The organism is Mesorhizobium sp. WSM4983, from assembly GCF_029625765.1.
In the GTDB taxonomy this organism is placed as follows: Bacteria; Pseudomonadota; Alphaproteobacteria; order Rhizobiales; family Rhizobiaceae; genus Mesorhizobium.
In genome coordinates this window covers 14,747-35,336 of record NZ_JARTVM010000003.1, presented here as the reverse complement: position 1 = coordinate 35,336, position 20,590 = coordinate 14,747, and the positions used below count along the sequence as shown (strand labels likewise).

Genomic DNA, 20,590 nt, shown 5'->3' with positions numbered 1-20,590 from the left:
CGGATCGGCGACGTCCCAATCGGGCAGGAGGGGCCTTCCCAATTCAGGCCAGGCTCTCGATTTCCTCGTCGGAGAGGTTCTGCGGCACCACGGTGACCGGGATGGGAAAGGCGGCGCCCCGGCCGGCCACCGCACTCACCAGTGGCCCCGGACCTTCCTTGCCGGCGCCGGCCGCCAGCACCAGGATGGCGATGTCCTGGTCTTCCTCGATGAGCTTGTGGATTTCCTCGGTCGGCTTGCCTTCGCGCACCACCAGTTCCGGCTCGATGCCGACCTTCTGGCGCACCTTGCTGGCATAGGTGTCGAGCGCCGCGCGCGCGGTCGCGTTGGCTTCCTCGCGCATGATCTTCTCAACCCCCAGCCAATGCTGGAAATCGTCCGGCTCGATCACATAGAGCAGGACCAGCACGCCGCTGGTGCTCTGTGCGCGCGTCGATGCGTAGGCGACCGCGCGCTCGCATTCCGGCGTATCGTCGATGATCGCCAGGAATTTGCGGCGATGTCCGGCTTCACGGCTGAGGCGTTTGGAAACCATGTCTGTCCGCTCGGTATCAATTCGGCCGCAATCTGCCACCGCCACGGACCGGCGGCAAGCCGCCGGCCGGTATGGCGATCCCAGTCAACCAGCGAGGACCGATCAGTCCTGCAACAGGCCGATGATGTCGCGCACCGTCTTCATCGTGCCTTCGGCGATCGCGCGGGCGCGCTCGCCGCCGTCCTTGAGCACGGCGTCGACATAGGCGCGGTCGCCCTCGATGCGGCGCATCTCCGAGGCGATCGGCGCGAGCTTTTCGACCGCAAGGTCGGCCAGCGCCGGCTTGAACACGGAAAACTGCTGGCCGCCATATTCCTTCAGCACGTCGGCTTTGGAAATTTCGGCGAGGCCGGCATAGATGCCGACCAGGTTTTCGGCTTCCGGCCGGCTTTCCAGCCCGTCGACTTCACTCGGCAAGGCCTCCGGATCGGTCTTGGCCTTGCGGATCTTCTTCGAGATTGTGTCGGCATCGTCGGTGAGGTTGATGCGCGACAGGTCCGACGGGTCCGACTTCGACATCTTCTTCGAGCCGTCGCGCAGGCTCATGATGCGCGCCGCAGGACCGCCGATCACCGGTTCGGTGATCGGGAAGTAGCCGTTCACCGTCTCTTCGCCGACCTGCATCTCGACGCCGACGCCGAGCGCCGCGATCTTTTCCGAGAAGTCGTTGTTGAATTTTTGCGCGATGTCGCGGGTCAATTCCAGATGCTGCTTCTGGTCCTCGCCCACGGGCACATGGGTGGCGCGGTAGAGCAGGATGTCGGCGGCCATCAGGCTCGGATAGGCGAGCAGGCCGAGCGAGGCGTTCTCGCGGTCCTTGCCGGCTTTGTCCTTGAACTGCGTCATCCGGTACATCCAGCCGATGCGCGCCACGCAGTTGAAGATCCAGGCCAACTCGGCGTGCTGGATGACTCGCGATTGGTTGAAGACGATGTGCTTCTTGGGGTCGATGCCCGATGCGAGGAAGGCGGCGGTGATCGAGCGCGTCTGGTCGCCAAGGTCCTGGTGCACGAGCTGCGCCGTCAGCGAATGCAGGTCGACGACGCAATAGATGCAGTCGGACTGTTCCTGGAGGGCGACGAATTTTTTGATGGCGCCGAGATAGTTGCCGAGATGCAAATTGCCGGTCGGCTGGACGCCCGAGAAGACGAGGGGCTTGAAGGCGGACATGATTTCCTCATGGCTTGTGGAGGGCCGTATACGCATGATTCCAAAAAGTTGCAGACTTTTTGGAGCCAATCATGCGGCTGGAAACCGCGCGCGGCGAAAGTCTTGCGACGGCGGGCTTATGGACGAAGGCGAATGCGGGATCAAGACCGGTGTTGCTGAAGGCCAGCTCGAGTTATTCGTCCAAGCCGGTGTTCGATTTCCGCGGCGCAGATTTCCCCGTGCCGCGCTTCACGTTCCGACGGATCATGCCGAAATCGGCGCCGCCGGTGCCGAAGGCGGTGATGAAGTAGAGCGCCGCACCCCCGCCGACAAGCGCGAGCAGCGTCGTCGCCTTGATCACCAGCGGCGAGCCGGGTCCGAGCCTTGCCGCGAAATAGTGCTCGGCGAAATAGAGCGCGACCGCCATCACAACAGCCGACAGCACCAGCCGGGGAATGCGCTTCAAGAGCGGTATGTCACGACCCCAGTGGCCGCGCTTTATCAACATGCCGAGCAGCAAAGCCGCGTTGACCCAGCCGGCGACGGCCGAGGCGACGGCGATGCCCGGCGCGCCCATCGAAGGAAACAAGCTCAGCGCGGTGGCGACGTTCACGCCGACGGAGATGGCGGCGAAGATCATCGGCGTGCGCGTGTCCTCGCGCGCGAAATAGCCGGGCGTGAAGGCCTTGATCAGCACGAAGGCCGGCAGGCCGAGGCCGAAGATCGCCAGGATCGAGGCGACGATCGGCGTCGAATGGTTGGCGGCGAAGGCGCCGCGCTCATAGACCAGCCGCACGATCGGCTCCGACATCACCCAAAGCGCCGCGGCCGCCGGCAAGGTCATGAACAGCGTGAACTCGACCGAGCGGTTCTGCAGATTGGCCGCCTCGATCAGATTGCCCGATTTCAAAGCACGCGACAGCTCCGGCAGCAGCACGATCGCCACCGCAACGCCGACGACGCCGAGCGGCAGCTGGTAGATGCGATCGGCATAGGCGAGCGATGACACGGCGCTGTTCTGCCCGGAGGCAATCGCCGTGCCGATCAGCTGGTTGATTTGGGTGATGCCGCCGGTAATAGCGGCCGGCAGCGCCAGGATCAGGAGCCGCTTGACGTTCGGCGTCATCTTGGGTCGGCGGAAGCCGATCGAGATGCCGGCATGGCGCACCGCTACCCAGACGATGGCGAGCTGCACGATGCCCGCCGCCAGCACGCCCCAGGATAGGCCGAAGCCGACATCATGCGCGTCGAGCCCATGATACCAGGCATAGGCGAGCACGCTGATCAGGATGATGTTGAGGAAAGCGGGGGCGATGGCCGCGGCGAAATAGCGGCGCAGCGAGTTCAGCATGCCGGCCATCATGGCGCCGAGCGACATGCAGATCAGATAGGGAAACATGATCGTCGCCAGCCGGACGGTCGTCTCGAACTTGCCCGGAATGTCGGCAAAGCCCGGCGCCACCAGATAGCGGACGATCAGCGGCATCGCCAGTTCCATGGCGATGGTGAGCGCCAGAAGCGCCGAGAACAGCACGCCGAACACTTCCTCCGAGAAGCGCTTTGCGCCGTCGGTGCCGTGCGTTTCGATCTCCTTGGCGAACAGCGGCACGAAGGCGGCGTTGAAGGCGCCTTCGGCGAACAGCCGGCGGAAGGTGTTGGGAAACTGGAAGGCGGCGTTGAAGGCGTCGGCGACCGGTCCGGTGCCGAGGGCCGCCGCCATCAGCATCTCGCGGCCGAAACCCAGCGCGCGGCTCATCAGCGTGCCGGAGGCGACGGTGGCGAATTTTTTGACAAGGCTCATGCGGAGGATGACTGCCTGCGGAATTGCGTCAAATGGATGGTGATGATCACTCGGCGGCCGCCGCCTTGGCCTTGCCGTTGCGTTCGGGCGCGTTGCCTTCGAGTGTGTCGATCAGCCGCTTGTGGATCGTGGCCGTGCGCGTCGGGCTGTCGATCTTCTGGCCGGTAAGGTCGGTGACATAGAAGGTGTCGATGACCTTTTCGCCGAAGGTGGTGATGTGGGCCGAGGCGATATCGAGCGATAGGTCCGACAGCGCGCCGGTGACCTCTGAGAGCAGGCCGGGCCGGTCCAGCCCCTCGATTTCGATCACGGAAAAACGGTTCGACAGCGTGTTGCGGATCTCGGCGCGCGGCGGAATGCGGAAGGCCTTGGCGCCGCGCTTCGGCTTGGCGCGCTTCTCGATCATCTCGGGCAGCCAGCTCTTGCCGGACAGCACGTCCTCGATCAGCTTGCCGACGCGTTCGGCCCGCCGCCGCTCGTCCTCGTCGCGATCGAATTCTCTGGAGATCAAAATGGTGTCCAGCGCCCGCCCGTCAGAGGTGGTGAAGATCTGCGCATCGACGATGTTGCCGCCGGCCGCGGCACAGGCGCCGGCGATCACCGACAGCAGGCGCGGATGGTCCGGCGCCAGCACGGTGATCTCGGTTACCGCTTCGAACTCATGCGTCTTCACAATGGTGGCGAGCTTCCTGCCGGCCACATCCGCCTCGCGGACGAATTCGGCGTGGCGCAACTGGTCGGGCAGGTCGACGGTCAGCAGATAGTTTTCGTAGTGCTGGGCGACATAGCGCTTGCGCTCCTTCGCCGGCCATGCGGAAAGCGCCTCGGCGAGCCGCTCGCGCGCGGCGGAGGTGCGCTCGGCGCGCGACACTTCGGAGAAGCCCCCGGTCAAGAGCAACTCGGTTTCGAAATAGAGCGTGCGCAGCAATTGTCCCTTCCAGCCGTTCCACACGCCGGGCCCAACGCCCCGAATGTCGCAGACGGTCAGGATCAGAAGCAGCTTCAGCCGCTCCACCGATTGCACGATCGAGGCAAAATCCTCGATCGTCTTGCGGTCGTTGAGGTCGCGCGTCTGCGCCGTCATCGACATCACGAGATGGTTTTCGACCAGCCAGGCGACGGTCTCGGTGTCGGCGGCCGACAGCCCCATATGCGGACAGATGCGCCGCGCGATCCTGGCGCCGGCCTCCGAATGGTCCTCCGGCCGGCCCTTGGCGATGTCGTGCAAGAGCACCGCGACATAGAGCGCCTCGCGGCTCTTCTTCAGCCCCGGCATCAGCGAGTGCGACAGCGGATGCACCTTGGCACCGTCGCCGCGCTCGATCTCGGCCAGCACGCCAATGCAGCGGATGAGATGCTCGTCCACCGTATAATGGTGGTACATCGAGAACTGCATCATGGCGACGATCTTGCCGAAGTCGGGGATCAGCTTGCCGAGCAGTCCGGCCTCGTTCATGCGCCTGAGATTGAGCTCGGCATTGCGGTCCGAGGTCAGGATATCGAGGAACAACCGGTTGGCCTCCTCGTCGCGCCTGAGCGACTTGTTGGCCAGGCCGAGCGACCGGGTCAGCAGCTTCAGCGCGTCGGGGTGGAACTCCAGCCCGTGCTTGTCGGCGAACCAGAACAGCCGAAGCAGGTTGACCGGATCGCGTTCGAACACGCTGTCGTCGGCAATGTTGATGCGGTGGTTGTCGACAATGAAGTCGGACGTGCCGGCAAGCTTGCGCTTGCGCCGCGAGAAGGTGAGAAAGATGCGGTTGAAGCCGGGCACATGCTTGGCCTGCTCTTCCTCGAGCGCGGCGCAGAAGATGCGAGTGAGATCCCCAACATCCTTGGCGACCAGGAAGTAGTGCTTCATGAAGCGCTCGACCGCCGACAGCCCGGGATGGGTGGTGTAGCCCAGCCGCTCGGCGATCTCGCGCTGGATGTCGAAATGCAGCCGCTCTTCCGCCTTGCCGGTGAGGAAATGCATGTGGCAGCGCACCGCCCATAGGAAGTCCTCGGCCTTCTGGAACTCGCGATACTCGGCTTCGGTGAAGACGCCTTTCTCGACCAGTTCCTGGCCGGTACGCACGCGGTAGAAGTATTTGCCGATCCAGAACAGCGTCTGCAGATCGCGCAAGCCGCCCTTGCCGTCCTTGACATTGGGCTCGACGAGGTATCGGCTCTCGCCCGCCTTGGCGTGGCGCTCGTCGCGTTCGGCGAGCTTGGCCTGCACATATTCGGGTCCGGTGGTGCGCACCACTTCGTGGTCGAAGCGGGTGAGCAGTTCGTCGTAGAGCTTGCGTTCGCCCCACAGGAAGCGCGCTTCCAGGATCGAGGTGCGGATAGTGATGTCGGTGCGCGAGAGCCTCAGACACTCTTCGATGTTGCGGGTGGCGTGGCCGACCTTCAGCCCCATGTCCCACAGCATGTAGAGCATGTATTCGACGATCTGCTCGCCCCACGGCGTCTGCTTGTAAGGGAGCAGGAACAACAGGTCGATGTCGGAGCCCGGCGCCAGCGTGCCGCGGCCGTAGCCGCCGACCGCGACGACCGCCATGCGCTCGGCGGCGGAGCGGTTCTTGACCTGGTAGACGTGGGTGGCCGCGAAATCGTAAAGCGCCCGGATCAACTCGTCCATCAGATGCGACAGCCGCTCGGCGCAGGCATGGCCGCCGCCATCCTGCTTCAGCATCGCCTCGGCGATCGTTCGCCCTTCCGCGAGCTTGCCCTTGAGCAGTTGGAGAACCGCTGTGCGGGCAGCCTTGCCGGAGCCGTCGCCTGCGCTCGGCGCCGTCAGCGCAGTCATGTCGCGGCGCAAAGCGTCGCCATCGATGATTTCGTCGAGTTTGAGGGAGATCTTGGCCATTCGGCGGCGTCTATAGCGCGTTTTCTTCGCGCTGTGTATGGGGCGTGCGACAGGCCGAATTCCATCACGCGGAAGGTGCGTTCGACGCTCAGCCGATCAACTTTCTAGACTAAAAAATCGAAACTGACCCTTGACCTTCCAGTTACTGGAAGGACTACCTCCGCCTCAATCCGAGAGTTCCGAGGCATTTGCTGATGACCCATTCCGACCATAACCATCATCATGCGCACGGCGCATCCTGCTGTTCGGGGAAGAATGCTCGGCCTGCGACCGAAGCGGTGATTCGCGACCCCGTCTGCGGCATGGCGGTCGATCCGGCGGCCGAGCATGGCGGCAGGACCTTTCATTTCTGCAGCGAGCGCTGCCGCACGAAGTTCCAGGCCGAGCCGGACAAATATCTGACGGCCACCGATCCCGTCTGCGGCATGAATGTCGACCGCGCTAGCGCCAGGCATTTTGTCCGACACGAGGGGCAGGGTTTCTATTTCTGTTCGGCCGGATGCAAGGACAAGTTCGAAGCCGAGCCGGCAAAGTATCTTGCCGGCCGGCCTGCGCCGCAGCCGATGCCTAAGGGCACACAATACACCTGTCCGATGCATCCCGAGATCATTCGCGACAGGCCCGGCTCCTGCCCGATCTGCGGTATGGCGCTGGAGCCGGTGGGCGTGCCGTCCGGGGACGAAGGCCCGAATCCGGAGCTTGTCGATTTCACCCGCCGCTTCTGGGTCAGCGCCGTGCTTTCGCTGCCGCTTCTCATCATCGCAATGGCGCCGATGCTCGGCGTCAGCTTCGAAAGCTTCGTCGACGGCCGCACGAAGACATGGGCAGAGCTGGCGCTGGCGAGTCCGGTCGTGCTGTGGGCGGCGTTTCCGTTCTTCCATCGTGGCTGGGCATCGCTGCTCAACCGCAGTCCCAATATGTGGACGCTGATTTCGCTCGGCGTCGGCGCTGCCTATCTCTTCAGCCTTGTCGCGACGCTGTTCCCGGATGTCTTCCCGCACCAATTTCGCGGCCATGACGGCAGCGTGCCGGTTTATTTCGAGGCGGCCGCGGTCATCGTCGCGCTGGTGTTCCTCGGCCAGGTGCTGGAACTCAGAGCCCGCGAGCGCACGGGCTCGGCCGTTCGCGCCTTGCTCGACCTCGCGCCGAAGACGGCGCGCCTGATCGGCGCTGACGGGACCGAAAAGGACGTGCCGCTCGACAGCGTCAAGACCGGGGACAGGCTCCGTATCCGCCCCGGAGACGCCGTGCCGGTCGACGGCATCGTGCTCGAGGGGCGCTCGGCCATCGACGAATCGATGATCACCGGCGAGCCGCTGCCGATCGAGAAGTCGGAGGGCGATTCGCTCACCGGCGGCACGCTCAACAAGAACGGCTCCCTCATCATGCGTGCCGAAAAGGTCGGCGCCGAGACCACGCTTTCGCGCATCGTCGAAATGGTCGCCAAGGCGCAGCGCTCGCGCGCGCCGATCCAGGGGCTGGCAGATCGAGTTTCCTTTTACTTCGTGCCGGCTGTCGTGCTGGTGGCGATCATCGCCTTCATTGTATGGTCGCTCTTCGGCCCCGAGCCCAGCCTGGCCTTCGCCATCGTGTCGGCGGTGTCGGTGCTGATCATCGCCTGTCCCTGCGCGCTCGGCTTGGCCACGCCGATGTCGATCATGACTGCGACCGGCCGCGGCGCGCATGCCGGCGTGCTGATCAAGGAAGCGGCGGCGTTGGAGCGCTTCGCCTCCGTCGACACACTGATCGTCGACAAGACCGGCACCTTGACCGAGGGCCGGCCGCGGCTGACCGATGTCGTCGCCGCCGAAGGCATTGCGGAGAATGAATTGCTGGCGCTCGCCGCGACGCTCGAAAAGGGCTCGGAACACCCGCTCGCCGAGGCGATCGTCGAAGGTGCCGCCGAACGCGGCGCCAAGCTTGCAGGTGCCGAGGACTTCGAGGCGATAACCGGCAAGGGCGTTGCCGGTAACGTGTCCGGCAGGAAGGTTGCGCTTGGCAATGCGGCGATGATGGCCGACCTCGGCGTCGACACCGCGCCCGTTTCCGCCAGCGCGGAGGCGCTGCAGGCCGAAGGCAAGACGGCGATGTTCGTTGCCGTCGGCGGCAAGCTTGCCGGCCTGGTTGCCGTCGCCGATCCGGTCAAGGCAACCACGGCCGAGGCGATCAAGGCGCTGCACGACAAGGGCTTGAGGATCATCATGGCGACCGGCGACAACGAGCGCACGGCAAAAGCGATCGCCGGCAGGCTCGGCATCGACGAGGTCCGCGCCGGGCTGCTGCCGGATCAGAAGGCGGCACTTGTCGACGAACTGCGCGCCAGGGGCGCCGGCATCGCCATGGCCGGCGACGGCGTCAACGATGCGCCGGCGCTTGCCGGAGCCGATGTCGGCATCGCCATGGGCACCGGCGCCGACGTCGCGGTCGAAAGCGCCGGCATCACGCTGGTCAAGGGCGATCTCAACGGCATCGTCAGAGCCCGCACACTGGCCCAGGCGACGATCCGCAACATTCGCCAGAACCTGTTCTTCGCCTTCCTCTACAACGTGCTTGGCGTGCCGGTCGCCGCCGGAGTGCTCTACCCACTCACCGGTATGCTTCTGTCGCCGATGATCGCGGCGGCGGCGATGAGCCTGTCGTCGGTCTCGGTGATCGGCAACGCGCTGCGGCTGAGAACGTTGAAACTCTGAGCGACGCCCCCAAATACGACATTCCATTCAACAGGAGATATTGGATGACCTTGGCCAAGAAGATTGTGCTGCTGCTGATGGCGGCGGGAATGCTGATCGCGGTGTTCCTCGAAAGCGTGCCCGCGCAATCGGACGAAATGAAGCACGACATGTCCGGGATGGCCATGGGCGCGGACAGCCCCGCAACCGCTGGCTACAAGGCGGCCATGGACAAGATGCACAAGGACATGATGCTCAACTACACCGGCAATGCCGATGTCGATTTCGTCCGCGGCATGATCCCGCATCACCAGGGAGCCATCGACATGGCCAAGGTGGTGATCGCCAACGGCAAGGACCCGGAAATCCGCAAGCTCGCCGAGAACGTCGTCAAGGCGCAGGAAGCCGAGATCAAAAAAATGCAGGATTGGCTTGCCAAGCATCCGGTGAACTAGTTCCCCGCGCCGGAAATCCCGGACGAAGGCGAGGACTTCGGCCTGGATTTTCGGCCATGCTTGTGCTGCGATCCAGCCTCACGCGGAGCGGGCCATGTCTTCTAAAATCAGAACCACTTTCCTGCCGTCAGGCGAAGCCGTTCCGGTGCTGGGTCAAGGCACGTGGAAGATGGGTGAGGACGGCCGGCGCCGCGCCGACGAGGTCGCGGCGCTGAGGCTTGGGCTGGATCTCGGCATCACGCTTATCGATACGGCGGAAATGTATGCCGGCGGCGGCGCCGAGGAGGTGGTGGCGGAAGCCATCGCCGGACGCCGCGACGAGACTTTTCTGGTTTCCAAGGTACTGCCGTCCAACGCCTCGCGCGCCGGCGTCAAGCGGGCCTGCGAGAACAGTCTGAAACGGCTCGCCACCGACCGCATCGACCTCTATCTGCTGCACTGGCCGGGCAGCGTGCCGCTGTCGGAAACGATCGGAGCCTTCGAGGCCTTGAAGGCGGCCGGCAAGATCCGCCATTGGGGCGTCAGCAATTTCGATACCGACGAGATGGAGGAACTGGTCGGCCTACCCTCCGGCGCCCACGTCCAAACCAACCAGGTCCTCTACAATCTCTCTCGGCGCGGTCCGGAATTCGACCTCGCGCCCTGGAGCCTTGAGCGCGGCATCCCGCTGATGGCCTATTCGCCGGTCGAGCAGGGCGCGCTGGCGCGCAACGCCAGACTCGACGCCGTTGCCGCCCGCCACAACGCCACCGCCGCGCAGATCGCGCTTGCCTGGGTAATGACGCAGAAAGGCGTCGTTGCCATCCCGAAGGCCAGCCGGCAGGAGCACGTCCGCCAGAATGCTGCGGCGCTCGACATCGTCCTGACGGCGGAAGACCTTGCCGAACTTGACCGCGCCTTCCCGCCGCCGACGCGCAAGCGCGGGCTGGAGATGATCTAGGCGCGCTCGCAATGACGCTGGAAAGCCTTATTTCGCCGCCAGCCCCTTCAGCCTGTAGAGCGCCTCCAGCGCCTCCCTTGGCGTCATCTCGTCCGGATTGATCGCGCCCAGTGCTTCGCCCAGGACATCGTTCTTCGCCGGCTTCGGCGCTTCGCGCTTCACCGCCACCGAAAACAGCGGCAGATCGTCGACCAGCCGGTTGGTCTTGCCGGAAACTTCGCCTTCCTCGAGCTGGTGCAGCACTTGCTTGGCGCGCGCCACCACCGCTTCCGGCAGTCCGGCGAGCCGAGCCACCTGCACGCCGTACGAACGGTCGGCGGCACCCTTGCCGACCTCGTGCAGGAAGACGACGTCGCCTTCCCATTCCTTGACCCGCATGGTGACGTTGGAAAGCCGCGAAAGCTTGCCGGCCAGCGCCGTCATCTCGTGGAAATGCGTGGCGAAGATCGCACGACAACGGTTCTTCTCATGCAGATATTCGACCGCCGCCCAGGCGATCGACAGACCGTCGAAGGTCGCGGTGCCGCGGCCGATCTCGTCAAGGATGACCAGTGCCCGCTCCCCCGCCTGGTTCAGGATCGCCGCGGTCTCGACCATCTCGACCATGAAGGTCGAGCGGCCGCGCGCGAGATCGTCCGAGGCGCCGACGCGCGAGAACAGCCGGTCGACGACACCGATATGGGCGCTTTCGGCCGGCACGAAGGAGCCGGTCTGGGCAAGGATGGCGATCAGCGCGTTCTGCCTCAGGAAGGTCGACTTGCCGCCCATGTTCGGGCCGGTGAGCAGCCAGATGGCGCCGGCCTTTGCCCCGTTTTCAGGCGAGAGGTCGCAGTCATTGGCGACGAACGGACCTTCGCCTGATCGCCTGAGCGCCTGTTCGACCACCGGGTGGCGGCCGCCGGCAATCTCGAAGGCGAGGCTGGAATCCACGACCGGCCGGCACCAGCCCTCCCTTTCGGAAAGCAGCGCCAAGGCCGACGATACGTCGAGGACTGCAAGTGCCTCGGCCCCGGCGCGGATGCTGTCGGCCTCGCTCACCACTTCAGCCGTCAGCCGGTCGAAGGTGGCAAGCTCGATGCTCAGCGCCTTATCGGCGGCATTGGCGATCTTCGATTCCAGCTCCGCCAGTTCCGTCGTGGTGAAGCGCATGGCGTTGGCCATGGTCTGGCGATGGATGAAGCGCGCCTTCGCAGCGTCGCTGCCGGTCATGATCGAATGATGGTTGGCCGTCACCTCGATATAGTAGCCGAGCACATTGTTGTGCCGGATCTTCAGCGAGCGGATGCCGGTCTCTTCGATCAATGAGCGCTCCAGCCCGGCGATCACCTTTCGCGACTCATCGCGCAACGCCCGCATCTCGTCGAGTTCGGCATTGTAGCCTGATCGCACGAAGCCGCCGTCGCGCCTGATGAGCGGCAATTCGTCGTCGAGCGCCTCGCCGAGATGGCGGGCGAGCGCCTTGGGCAAGCCATGGATCGCCGCGAGCGCCGCGGCGAGTTCGGCGGGGAGCGGCGTCGTCGCAAACAGTGCGGCGATCGCGCCCGCGGCCTCGAAGCCGGCGCTGAGCGCCCCAAGGTCGCGCGGGCCGCCGCGGTTGAGCGCCAGCCTGGAGAGCGCCCTCGGCATGTCGGCGACACTTTTCAGGTTCGTTCGCAATCCCTGGCAAAGCCGCGCTTCGGCGCGAAAGAACGACACCGAATCCAGCCTAGCGGAAATCAATGCCGGGTCGGTCAGCGGCGCCATCAGCCGGTCGGCGAGCAGTCTCGCCCCGCCCCCGGTCACGGTTCGGTCGATCGCCTTGAACAGCGAGCCTTCGCGGCTGCCGGATAGCGTGCGCAGGAGTTCCAGATTGGCGCGCGTCGCCGGGTCGATGAAAAGCGTCGAGCCGTTCTCCTCGCGCTCGGGCCGCGACAGCGGCGGCCGTTCGGCCTTCTGCGTCTTCTCTACATAGGCGATGGCGCCCGAGATCGCCGACAGCTCGGCACGCGAAAAAGTGCCGAAACTGTCCGGGGTCGCCACCTCGAAGAAGCGGGCGATGCGACCCGTGGCCGACGCCGAATCGAACAGCGACGGCGGCTGCGGGTTGGCGACCCGGCCGAGCACGTCGAAGACCGGCCGCAGCTCCGCGTCATGGAACACCGGCTCGGCGACGATCAGCTCGCGCGGATCGACGCGGAAAATGTCGGCAAGCAGCCGTTCGGCCGAGGTTTCAGCCACCCGAAACGCGCCCGTCGAGATGTCGATCCAGGCAAGCGCGAAACTGCCTTGGCTGGCTGCATTGCCGCCCTTCACTCGCCCCAGCGCCATCAGGAAGCTCGACTCCGAGGGTGCAAGCAGCTTGTCCTCGGTGATGGTGCCCGGCGTGACCAGCCGCACCACGTCGCGGCGCACCACCGATTTCGAGCCACGCTTCTTGGCTTCCGCCGGGTCCTCGATCTGCTCGCACACGGCAACGCGGAAGCCTTGCGCGATCAGCTTCTGCAGATAATCGTCCGCCGCATGCACCGGCACGCCGCACATCGGGATGTCGTGGCCCTGGTGCTTGCCGCGCCGCGTGAGCACGATGCCGAGCGCCTGGCTCGCCTTTTCGGCGTCGTCGAAGAACAGCTCGTAGAAATCGCCCATGCGGTAGAACAGAAGCGAATCCGGGTTCGCCGCCTTGATCTCGATATACTGCTCCATCATCGGTGTGACGCCGCCCATGGTGGGCGCCGGCGTCGTCGTTTCCTGGGCGTCGGTATCGGTCGGCATGTGCATGTTCATGCCCGAACGCTAGCAGATGTGGCAGGGCGGTTTAATGCCGGAGGCTCGAAAAGCAGGGGAAAGCGCGAGCCATGCTGCCAGCTCGCCGTCAATCGGTCCGCCGCATTGCCGGCCTTCTGCGTTGAAGCAGCTTCGCCCGGCTTGTCGGTTTACAGTCGCCGCGTGTAGCCTTAATCGGTGGGAACCATAAGCAAGCAGCCGTCCCAAGCGGTGCCGCACAGGCGAGGAAATCAAAAGCATCATGGCCAGGAAAACCGAAAGCAGCGGGCCCTCCGTCAGCGCGCAGGAGGCGCTCGAATTCCACGCCATGGGTCGGCCGGGCAAGCTGGAGATCGTCGCCACCAAGCCGATGGCCACGCAACGCGATCTGAGCCTCGCCTATTCTCCGGGCGTCGCCGTTCCTGTGCGCGCAATCGCGGAGGATCCAAGCCGCGCCTTCGACTATACGACGCGCGGCAACATGGTCGCCGTCATCTCCAATGGCACTGCAATCCTCGGTCTTGGCAATCTCGGCGCCCTGGCTTCGAAGCCGGTCATGGAAGGCAAGTCGGTGCTGTTCAAGCGCTTCGCCGATGTCGATTCGATCGACCTCGAAGTGGCGACCGAGGACGCCGACGAGTTCATCAACTGCGTGCGCTTCCTCGGACCTTCCTTCGGCGGCATCAATCTCGAGGACATCAAGGCGCCGGAATGCTTCATCATCGAGCAGCGGCTCCGCGAGCTGATGGACATCCCCGTCTTCCACGACGACCAGCACGGCACCGCCATCATCTCGGCTGCCGGGCTGATCAACGCGCTGGAGATCACCGGCCGAGACATGAAGACCACGAAAATGGTCTGCAACGGCGCGGGCGCAGCGGGCATCGCCTGTATCGAATTGATGAAGGCGATGGGTTTTTCGCCGGAAAATATCATCCTGTGCGATACCAAGGGCGTGGTCTTCCAGGGCCGCACCGAAGGCATGAACCAGTGGAAGTCGGCGCATGCGGTCAAGACCGAGGCGCGCTCGCTCGCCGAGGCGCTGGACGGCTGCGACGTGTTTCTCGGGCTCTCCGCCAAGGGCGCGCTGACCCCCGCCATGGTGCAGTCGATGGCAAAGAACCCGATCATCTTCGCCATGGCCAATCCGGATCCGGAGATCACGCCCGAGGAAGTGGGCGAGATTCGCACCGACGCCATCATGGCCACCGGCCGCTCGGATTACCCGAACCAGGTCAACAATGTGCTGGGTTTCCCTTACATCTTCCGCGGCGCGCTGGATGTTAGGGCGACCACCATCAATGACGAGATGAAGATCGCCGCCGCACGCGCCCTGGCCGAGCTGGCGCGCCAGGACGTGCCCGACGACGTCGCCGCCGCCTATCAGGGCAACCGGCCGAAATTCGGCCCCAACTACATCATCCCGGTGCCCTTCGATCCGCGCCTGATCTCGGCGATCCCGCTTGCCGTGGCCAGGGCCGCGATGGAGTCCGGCGTCGCCCGCAAGCCGATCCTCGATCTCGACCGCTACGCGCATGAGCTCTCCGCCCGCCGCGATCCGATCGCCTCGACCTTGCAGCGCATCTACGACCGCGTCCGCCGCCAGCCCAAGCGCATCGTCTTCGCCGAAGGCGAGGAGGAGCAGGTGATGCGCGCCGCCGTCTCCTATGTGAACCAGAGGCTGGGCACGGCGATCCTGCTCGGCCGCGACGACGTCATCAAGGAGAATGCCCGCAACGCCGGCATCGAACTCAACAAGCAAGGCCTCGAGATCATCAATGCCAGGCTGTCGCGCCGCAATGGGATCTACACCGACTATCTCTACGAACGCATGCAGCGCAAGGGCTACCTGTTCCGCGACTGTCAGCGCCTGATCAACAACGACCGCAACCATTTCGCCGCCTGCATGGTGGCGCTGGGCGACGCCGACGGCATCGTCACCGGCGTGACCCGCAACTATTCCACCGCGCTCGACGACGTGCGCCGCGTCATCGACGCCAAGCCAGGCCACCGCGTGATCGGCGTTTCGATCGTGCTGGCAAGGGGTCGCACCGTGCTGGTTGCCGACACCGCCGTGCACGACATGCCGAATGCCGAGCAGATCGCCGACATCGCCGAGGAGGCGGCCGGCTTTGCCCGCCGCATGGGCTACGAGCCGAGGATTGCCATGCTCGCCTACTCCACCTTCGGTCATCCGCAGGGCGAGCGCTCCGAGCGGGTGCAGGAGGCGGTGCGCATCCTCGACAAGCGCCGCGTCGACTTCGAATATGACGGCGAGATGGCCGCCGACGTGGCGCTGAACCCGCGCGCCATGGCGCAGTACCCGTTCATCAGGCTGACCGGTTCGGCCAATGTGCTGGTCATGCCCGCCTTCCACTCGGCCTCGATCTCGACCAAGATGCTGCAGGAACTCGGCGGCTCGACCGTCATCGGCCCGCTGCTGGTCGGTCTGAACAAGCCGGTGCAGATCGTCTCGCTCAACGCCAAGGACTCAGACATCGTCAACATGGCGGCGATCGCGGCCTATACGGCGGGGAATTGACGGGCGGCCGCCGCGCCCCGCCCTTTGCCGAACTCAAAAGCAAAAAGGCCCGTGGCGATGCCGCGGGCCTTTCTGTTTGGGTCGCAGCTTTCGATCAGAAATTGCGCTGGAAGCGGACGATGCCGCCGACGCTGTCCTTCTTGTCGGCCTTGGTCCAGTTGCCGAACGGAGTGCCGTCGTAGAAGTGGCCGAAGTGGTTCCAGTCGACTTCGGTCGTGATCGTGTAGCCCGGCACGATGGTGTAGGCGACGTTCGCCGCCAAAGCGTAGTTCTTGTCGTCGTCGGCCGAAGCCTGGAGATTGAACGCCGTCTTGTCGTTGAACTTGTAGGTGCCGCCGCCCCAGACGGCCCAATTGCCGCCCCACGGCTTGTAGAAGCCGCGACCGCTGGCATCGATGGCGTTGCCGGCATTGTCATTGAGGTTGTCGTCGGTGCCGTAGCCGCCCATGACGAACAAAGTCAGTTCCTTGCTGACATTGACGTCCAAGCGAACCTTGCCGGCGACTTCCTCGTAATTGCTGTCATAGGCGACGACGCCGGTGATCGCACCCCAGTCGCCCTTGTACTTCAAGCCGCCGACGACGTGAGGAACGTAGCTGTCGATCGTGCCGGTCACGCCGGAGCCCTCTTCGAGCGAGATGACGCCCGAGAAGCCGCCGTCCACATCGAAGTAGTAACTGACGACGTTGGTGTCCTTGACGCCGTACGGAATGATCGTGTCCTGGATGACATTGCCCGCGTAACCGACGAACTGGTCATAAGACGTTTCGTCCTTACCGACGCGCAGGCCGCCGAGCTGGATCCAGGCGAAATGCAGGTCGGGCGCCTTGTTGGCAGCGGGGTTGGTGTCAACCTCACCGTTGGAGGTGACCAGGTTCTTGTCACCGAAGTTGAAGCGCGTTTCGGTGTAGGTCTTCAACGTGCCGAGCTCTCGCGCAGCATTTCGACGGGGACGCGGCCATCCAGTTCGGGGCAGGGATGAGCGAGCCAGAACCAGGCCAATCTCGGATTGGTGATGGCCGCCAACACCTCGCTTATGCCGGGGGCCGGCCTGCCGTCGATGAACTGGGCGAGCGGGAAGACATGCTTGCGGCCGCCTTTGCGCAGCGCGACGACCTCACGGCGCCTTTGCCAGCGGTGCAGCGTCGAGCGAGGTATGCGGAACTTCTCTTCCAGATAGGTCGAACCTGCGACCTCGCCGGCCCAGTCTTCGATCAGCATCGACTGCAGCTCGGAGACCAGCTCGGCAAAGGGCCGGGCGATGGGCTTGCCGGCCCCGATCTTCGGATTTTCGTCCCTGCTGCCTGCGTCGCGCGGCTCGGCGCGCGCGATCTTCTCCGCCATCGCGCGGAAGAATTCGGAGGCGAGCCCGGTCCAACTGCCCTTGAAGGAGGTGATGGCAAGCCGCTGCGCCTGCGGCAGGAACGGAAGGGCGGCGGCAACACCGCCGGCCATAGCGGTGGCGCAGATCAGCGCCTCCGCCTCCATTAGGACGCCATGCTGCATCAGAGCCTGTCGCACAGCCTCGGCCACAAGTCCGGCCAAGGCGTCTTGCGAAGTTCCTTCAGGCGGATTCTGAAATCTGGTCATGCATCTGTCTTGCGCGTCGCGCTTCTCCCAAACTGTGCCGTCGTTGAACGGCTACAGCGGAAAGCGGCTATCGCAATGGTGACGGACGCAGCGACCGTGAAGGTTGCTGTCTTGCATTTTTGACACCCCAACTGCTGCGGCCGTCCTGAAATGTCAGTCGCAGAACGCCCAATGTGCCTCTAGGAGCGATCTATGACAGCGGCGCGACAGCCGGGTTCATTTGGCGCCCGACCGGGATGACGCGGCGGAACTAAAGCAGGCCCGCCTGTTCCGCTTCGCGGCGCAGATTCTGGCGCGGTCGCGGGCCGATCTGCTGGATAACCAGCCCGGCCGCCAGCGAGCCGAGGTCGCCGCAGTCCTGGAGGCTGCGTCCGGTCGTGTATCCATAGAGGAAACCGGCGGCATAGAGGTCGCCCGCGCCGGTCGTGTCGACCAGTTCCTTGATCGTGGTCGCGCGGATAGTGACGGTCTCGTCGCCGCGCACGATCACCGAGCCCTTTTCCGAGCGGGTGACGGCGGCGATCTTGCAATCCTTGCGTATTGCCGCCAGCGCGTCTTCGAAGGAAGCGGTCTGGTAGAGCGACTTGATCTCGTGGCTGTTGGCGAAGACGATGTCGACCGTGCCGGAGCGCATCAGATCGAGGAACTCGTCGCGGTAGCGGTCGACGCAGAAAGAATCCGACAGCGTCATCGACACTTCGCGCCCCGCCGCATGCGCCAGCCTCGCGGTCTGCCGGATCGCTTCCTTGGCGCGCGGCGGATCCCACAGATAACCCTCGAAATAGGTGACCTTGGCGCCGGCCGCCTTGTCGGCCTCGACATCTTCCGGCCCCAGCTCGACGCAGGCGCCGAGATAGGTGTTCATCGAGCGCTCGCCGTCCGGCGTGACGAAGATCATCGAGCGAGCCGTCGGCGGCTCGCCTTGCAGTGGCTTGGTGTCGAAGGCCACGCCCTGGGCGCGGATATCATGGCTGTAGATGTCGCCGAGCGCATCGTTCGACACCTTGCCGAAAAAGGCGGCGCGGCCGCCGAAGCTCGCCACGCCCGCCGCCGTGTTGCCGGCGCTGCCGCCCGAAGCTTCGATGGCCGGTCCCATGCGGCTGTAGAGCAGCTCGGCGCGCCTGGTGTCGATGAGGTTCATCGCGCCCTTGATGATGCCGTTGGTTTCCAGAAAGGCCTCGTCGCATTGCGCGATGATGTCGACAATGGCATTGCCGATGCAAAGCACGTCATATTCCGGCATCAATGTCTCCGCGCAACGATTGTCCGGCTTTCTGCCACGCCGGCCGCGCGCGGGTCTAGCGGCTCGCAGCCGCTTTGCCTACCCCGAAAATCGGCACCGGTTTCCGCTTCGCCGACTTCCGGCCGGTTGCTGCGGCAGCCGTCGCGCCGAACTGGACCATATCGTTAGAGGCGACGGCGGCTATGGTTGGAGCGTCATCGAAACATCTAAGCCGCGGTGTGAGCTAGAACGGACCGTCGAAACAGGCTGAAGGCGCGAAATCCCATGTCCGATAAGACCGAGATGACGACCGAGCTGGCGCTGCTTGGCCTGCTGGCGGTGTTGTGGGGTGCCTCCTACACCTTCATCAAGATCGGCGTCGAGACGATCCCGCCAGTGACCTTCATCGCCGGGCGCACGCTGATCGCCGGCGGCATTCTGCTTGGCCTCATTCGCTGGCGCGGCCTTGCCATGCCGCGGGAGGTGGTCATGTGGCGCCGCTTCATGTTCCAGGCTTGCCTCAACAGCGTCATCCCGTTCACGCTGATCGCCGCCGCCGAACGTTCGATCGACGCCGGCCTTGCCACAATCCTCAACGCGACATCGCCGATCTTCACCTTCCTGCTGACGACGCTGATCACCCGCCACGAGCCGGTGACATTGCGCAAGCTGGTCGGCGTCGGCGCCGGCATCGCCGGCATTTGCCTCATCGTCGGCACTGAGGCGCTGGGCGGCATCGGCCATCAGCTCTGGGCGCAGATTGCGGTCGTCGCCGCCACCGTCTGCTATGCCGGTGCCGCCATCTTTGGCCGAAACTTCAGAGGTCTGGATCCTATGGTGCCGGCCGCCGGCTCGATGGTCTGCGGCGCCGCGATCCTGATCCCCTTGAGCCTCGTCTTCGACCGGCCCTGGACGTTGACGCCGTCGACGGAATCGATCCTGGCGCTCTTCGGGCTTTCGGTCTTCTCCACCGCGCTCGCCTTTTCGATCTTCTTCCGGCTTATCCACACGCTGGGCTCGGTCGGCACCACTTCGCAGGCCTATCTGCGCGTGCCGATCGGCGTAGGCATCGGCGCCGTCTTTCTGGGCGAAAGCCTCGGGCCGAGCGCCTGGTTCGGCATGGGCTTCGTCGTCGTTGGCGTCGCGGCGATGACCATTCCGGCCAGACAGGCCAAGCTTGCGCAATAATGCATGTCGCCCAAAAGTGCATGGCGGTTTTGGGAGAACGACATGCATCGAGACAAAACCTAAGGCGCGTCGACGCGACGCGCTTAGTTGCGCCGCTTAGCAAGCCCGCCTATCTCGGGATCGTTGCTCCTCTGTAAGGGCTTGGACCTGCCGTGATCCTCGATGCCGCGCGCGCTGCCGCCAGCCGGCTGTTCTCACCTGAATTCCGCTCCGTCTTCCTGAAGACGCTGGGCCTGACGCTGCTCGCCTTGGGGGCGCTGTGGTTCGGCATCGAGAGCCTGCTCGAATGGCTGGCATGGCCGTGGCTGCAGACATTTGTGCCCGGCCTGCCGTCCTGGGCAGGATGGCTGAGCGGCATCATCGCCGGCATCCTGTTGGCAATGGGCATGGCGCTGCTCGTGGCACCCGTGACGGCAATCGTCGCCGGGTTGTTCCTCGACGATATCGCCGAGGTGGTCGAGCGCACCGACTATCCCGGCGATCCGCCCGGCCGCGCCGTGCCGTTGCTGCAGTCGCTGGCGCTGGCGATAAAGTTCTTTGGCGTCGTGATCCTCGGCAACATCGTCGCCCTGCTGCTGCTCCTCGTGCCGGGCATCAACCTCGCCGCCTTCTTCATCGCCAATGGATATCTGCTGGGTCGCGAATTCTTCGAGTTCGCCGCCATGCGCTTCCGCCCCGAGGCTGAAGCCAAGGCGCTGCGCCGGAAGTATGCGGGCACGGTATTCCTGGCCGGACTGCTGATCGCGGTCTTCCTTGCCGTGCCGCTGCTCAACCTTTTGACGCCGCTCTTTGCCGCCGCCATGATGGTGCATCTGCACAAGGCGGTTTCGGCGCGGGACCCGGTCCAGCGCAATCTCAGGAAAAGCGCGTAGCGGTTTTTCGTCCGGAAATGCGCAACAAGGGGAT

13 protein-coding genes and 1 pseudogene are annotated in these 20,590 nt (G+C 64.6%); 6 read left to right on the top strand and 8 right to left on the bottom strand.

All coding sequences use genetic code 11. The features are described 5' to 3' along the window. Nucleotides 1-43: 43 nt before the first annotated feature. From P9254_RS11100 to P9254_RS11085, 4 genes are all read right to left on the bottom strand, one after another. Nucleotides 44-535 (bottom strand): universal stress protein, encoded by a 492-nt coding sequence (locus P9254_RS11100; RefSeq protein ID WP_067003529.1) that lies wholly within the window; start codon nucleotides 533-535, stop codon nucleotides 44-46. 102 nt (nucleotides 536-637) lie between these two features. Then, nucleotides 638-1,705 (bottom strand): tryptophan--tRNA ligase, encoded by a 1,068-nt coding sequence (gene trpS / locus P9254_RS11095; RefSeq protein ID WP_067003531.1) that lies wholly within the window; start codon nucleotides 1,703-1,705, stop codon nucleotides 638-640. A gap of 172 nt (nucleotides 1,706-1,877) precedes the next feature. Then, nucleotides 1,878-3,485, bottom strand: coding sequence for a murein biosynthesis integral membrane protein MurJ (gene murJ, locus P9254_RS11090; protein WP_095799240.1), 1,608 nt, complete (start codon nucleotides 3,483-3,485; stop codon nucleotides 1,878-1,880). Nucleotides 3,486-3,531: 46 nt separating this feature from the next. Then, nucleotides 3,532-6,336 (bottom strand): [protein-PII] uridylyltransferase, encoded by a 2,805-nt coding sequence (locus tag P9254_RS11085; protein WP_067324306.1) that lies wholly within the window; start codon nucleotides 6,334-6,336, stop codon nucleotides 3,532-3,534. Between the two features lie 194 nt (nucleotides 6,337-6,530). Here P9254_RS11085 and P9254_RS11080 point away from each other — a divergent pair, with 194 nt between their 5' ends. The 3 genes from P9254_RS11080 (at nucleotide 6,531) to P9254_RS11070 (ending at nucleotide 10,400) form a co-directional block, all read left to right on the top strand. Next, nucleotides 6,531-9,026 carry a heavy metal translocating P-type ATPase gene (locus P9254_RS11080; protein ID WP_278054775.1) on the top strand — a complete coding sequence of 832 codons (2,496 nt, stop codon included), beginning with the start codon at nucleotides 6,531-6,533 and terminating at the stop codon, nucleotides 9,024-9,026. 44 nt (nucleotides 9,027-9,070) lie between these two features. Then, a complete protein-coding gene (copM, locus tag P9254_RS11075) occupies nucleotides 9,071-9,460 on the top strand; it encodes a CopM family metallochaperone (protein WP_067324310.1) in 390 nt (129 codons plus the stop codon). A 94-nt stretch (nucleotides 9,461-9,554) separates the two neighbouring features. Beyond that, nucleotides 9,555-10,400, top strand: coding sequence for an aldo/keto reductase (locus P9254_RS11070; protein WP_067324312.1), 846 nt, complete (start codon nucleotides 9,555-9,557; stop codon nucleotides 10,398-10,400). A gap of 27 nt (nucleotides 10,401-10,427) precedes the next feature. Here P9254_RS11070 and mutS read toward each other — a convergent pair whose 3' ends face one another. Beyond that, nucleotides 10,428-13,151 (bottom strand): DNA mismatch repair protein MutS, encoded by a 2,724-nt coding sequence (gene mutS / locus P9254_RS11065; RefSeq protein ID WP_278054772.1) that lies wholly within the window; start codon nucleotides 13,149-13,151, stop codon nucleotides 10,428-10,430. A 253-nt stretch (nucleotides 13,152-13,404) separates the two neighbouring features. Here mutS and P9254_RS11060 point away from each other — a divergent pair, with 253 nt between their 5' ends. Further along, nucleotides 13,405-15,684 carry an NADP-dependent malic enzyme gene (locus tag P9254_RS11060; protein ID WP_067324316.1) on the top strand — a complete coding sequence of 760 codons (2,280 nt, stop codon included), beginning with the start codon at nucleotides 13,405-13,407 and terminating at the stop codon, nucleotides 15,682-15,684. 94 nt (nucleotides 15,685-15,778) lie between these two features. On the opposite strand, the pseudogene P9254_RS11055 reads toward P9254_RS11060, so the two are convergent. The 3 genes and pseudogenes from P9254_RS11055 to P9254_RS11045 all read right to left on the bottom strand — a co-directional run. Next, nucleotides 15,779-16,615, bottom strand: a pseudogene (locus P9254_RS11055) (porin); the annotation flags it as partial. Further along, on the bottom strand, nucleotides 16,600-17,274 hold the full coding sequence (locus P9254_RS11050) for an antitoxin Xre/MbcA/ParS-like domain-containing protein (protein WP_278054769.1): 675 nt from the start codon (nucleotides 17,272-17,274) through the stop codon (nucleotides 16,600-16,602). The gene P9254_RS11050 and the pseudogene P9254_RS11055, both read right to left, overlap by 16 nt. 250 nt (nucleotides 17,275-17,524) lie before the next feature. Continuing rightward, nucleotides 17,525-18,517, bottom strand: a complete 993-nt coding sequence (locus P9254_RS11045) for an adenosine kinase (protein ID WP_095780199.1) — start codon at nucleotides 18,515-18,517, stop codon at nucleotides 17,525-17,527. 264 nt (nucleotides 18,518-18,781) lie between these two features. Between P9254_RS11045 and P9254_RS11040 the strand changes: the two genes are divergently transcribed. Beyond that, entirely contained in the window at nucleotides 18,782-19,684 is a 903-nt protein-coding gene (locus P9254_RS11040; protein WP_278054767.1) for a DMT family transporter, read from the top strand. A 152-nt stretch (nucleotides 19,685-19,836) separates the two neighbouring features. Beyond that, nucleotides 19,837-20,556 carry a sulfate transporter family protein gene (locus P9254_RS11035; RefSeq protein ID WP_278054765.1) on the top strand — a complete coding sequence of 240 codons (720 nt, stop codon included), beginning with the start codon at nucleotides 19,837-19,839 and terminating at the stop codon, nucleotides 20,554-20,556. Nucleotides 20,557-20,590: the final 34 nt, after the last annotated feature.